This is a genomic window from Cryobacterium sp. MLB-32, from assembly GCF_000738085.1.
In the GTDB taxonomy this organism is placed as follows: Bacteria; Actinomycetota; Actinomycetes; order Actinomycetales; family Microbacteriaceae; genus Cryobacterium.
The window spans coordinates 1-2,306 of record NZ_JPRS01000296.1 but is presented as its reverse complement, the minus strand read 5'-3'; the positions used below and the strand labels follow the sequence as shown (position 1 = coordinate 2,306).

Here is a 2,306-nt window from a genome sequence, read left to right as displayed (position 1 = left end):
GTGGACTCACCAGTTTCGCGGGTGTACGTGGGGGTGCACTATCCCTCTGATGTGGTGGCGTCGAACGTTTACGCCACAGCGGCGATAACGCTGGTGGTACTCAGCCATGGCGTTGGTGACATTTCGGGGTTGAAAAAGGGAGAACCTCCGGTTTCCGCGGTGATGTCGAAGTCGCCACGAAAACGGAGGTTGCCATGCCCCACGCTAATAACAGATTGGCCCTTCATGGGAGGGCCTTGCTGGTCGAACGAGTGATCAGTGACGGTCGCCCAGTCTCCCACGTTGCCAAAGAGCTCGGCACCTCCCGTCGGTACGCTCACCGCAGGATCAACCGGCACCGCGCGGAGGGCGGCACCGATAACCGCCTGTATTGGATGAGGGCTTGGCGCCGCATCGGGTGTAGCTTCTTTGTTTCGCTGGAGGCTGAGGGGGGTGCCAGCCCCCGCGGGATGGCAATCAGTGTTCCTTCGTGCACATCGCGAAGGAGCGCTGAAGGCAATTCAAAGTAAAGGGGTCACATGTTCTGCCGGGCGGGCGGCGTCGGGGTACGGGGCGGTGGAGCTCTAGCGGGGGCCGCGCAGGTTGCGAGCGGCCCGCAAGGGCGCGCGCAGCATCCGCGCCGACGCTGCGGGGCCGAGCCGGATGAAGGACCCGGTGACAACGATGCCGAGAGCTACCAAGATTGCCCACGTCAGCTCGAGTGAGGGCAAGATCTGCCGCAGTATCAGGGCAAGGGGGATGGCTAGCCACTCCCAGCGGCCGCTGAGCGCGACGAACGGCAGCAGCAACAACGCGTACCACGGGTATCGCGGACTCAGGATGAGCAGGGTGCTGCCGATCATCGCGAGCTGGCCCAGCCACGGCCGATCCGGGTCTGTCTTCCAGAGGACCAGGGCCGCGATGAGCACGAGCAGCCCGCCGGCAGCGAAGACCGCGACGCCGCCGGGGGCGAAGAGTGAGATGAGCGCAAAGCGATTTCCACTCGAGTACCCTTCCTCGGTGAGGTAACCGGGAAGGTAGCCGAGCACGCCGATTCCGGTCATGAGTACATACGGCACGTACAGCGCCAGGAACGTGACGGCAGCGGCGAGGCTGACCTTCCACCCCTGCCGACGGAGCATGGCTGGCGCCGCGATTACAGGCACAAGCTTCACAGCGATCGCGACCCCGAGGGCGACTCCGCCGCGCCAAAATCGTGCTCGGGTGACGCAGAAAGCCGCGGCGAGAGTGAAGGTCACACTGAGCACGTCGATATGGGAATTCGTGATCGCCTCGGACGCCACAAGCGGACACCAAGCCCAGTAGGCGGCGAACCGCGCAGTGATGCCGCGACGGTTCATCCCGACCAGAAGCATCACCGTCGTGCCGAGGCTGAGCAGCAGCCCCCCGAGCTGCAGCGGCCAATAGGTGGCCGTGGGCGGCACTAGGAGCCGGATGCCGGCGAAGTAGAGTTCCGCGGCCGGCGGGTAGATCGTCGGAACGGCCGGACGGTTAAGAGCAGTGCAGAGCACCGCGTCAGAGGCAGTCTTGTGGGTGACGACGATCCGCTGCCCCTGACAGGTCTCCGGGACGGTCCCCGACCGAACCGTCGAGGGAAACAGCCACTCCGGACGGAGCGGGTCGAGCCGGTCGTCGGCCGGCACGTAGGCGTACGGCGAGATCCCGGCGTTCTGCACGATGCCATCCCAGGCATAGCGGGCTGAGTCAGTACTCGTATTCGGCGGGCCCACCATCGCAGCGACCCCGATGCCGAGCGACCCGGCGAGCACGAGCACCACGACGGCGCGCCCGCGAACCCGACGGAGCAGAAACACCGCCGCTGCGAACATGGCCCAGAGCACGCCCGTGCAGGCCAAGAGCGGTACGGTGTCCCGCGTCGGCTCGAAGAGCGAGAACATCAGCACGCAGTACCCGGTCAGCGCCGCGCTGGCGGCCAGGAGAAGGGAGATGATCGTGATGCGCACGAGGCCATCCTGCCTGAGTTTCCCGGTGAACGCCGCCCCAATGGGTCAGCATTGAGCCGAACCGATGTGTGCGTCACAGAACCGTTAGAAGTGAAATCGGCCACCGGCATCTACCTCATGGTTCGACGGCGCTTAATCCCCTCCGATGCTTATCTCTCCCATCGTATTTTCGACTTCCTAGCAAACGGTGCAGGTGTACAGAATCGGACGGTTTTGAGGAACAACTGTCGAATCAGGGCAATCGTGTTCGCTCACATAATGAAGCCGCCCGCAGAGAAAACTCGGAACAGGGGAGCAACACCATAAATCTCACGATCTCGATCCAGGTCAGCGTTGACGGCG

1 protein-coding gene and 1 pseudogene are annotated in these 2,306 nt (G+C 64.1%); one reads left to right on the top strand and one right to left on the bottom strand.

Annotation, left to right across the window (positions count from 1 at the left end):
• Positions 1 to 194 precede the first annotated feature (194 nt).
• Positions 195 to 350 (top strand): annotated as a pseudogene (locus tag JF66_RS24560) (leucine zipper domain-containing protein); the annotation flags it as partial.
• Between the two features lie 213 nt (positions 351 to 563).
• Here the strand turns inward: JF66_RS24560 and JF66_RS17800 are convergent.
• Complete coding sequence (locus tag JF66_RS17800) at positions 564 to 1,964, bottom strand: glycosyltransferase family 87 protein (RefSeq protein WP_035880119.1); 1,401 nt, start codon at positions 1,962 to 1,964, stop codon at positions 564 to 566.
• Positions 1,965 to 2,306 lie beyond the last annotated feature (342 nt).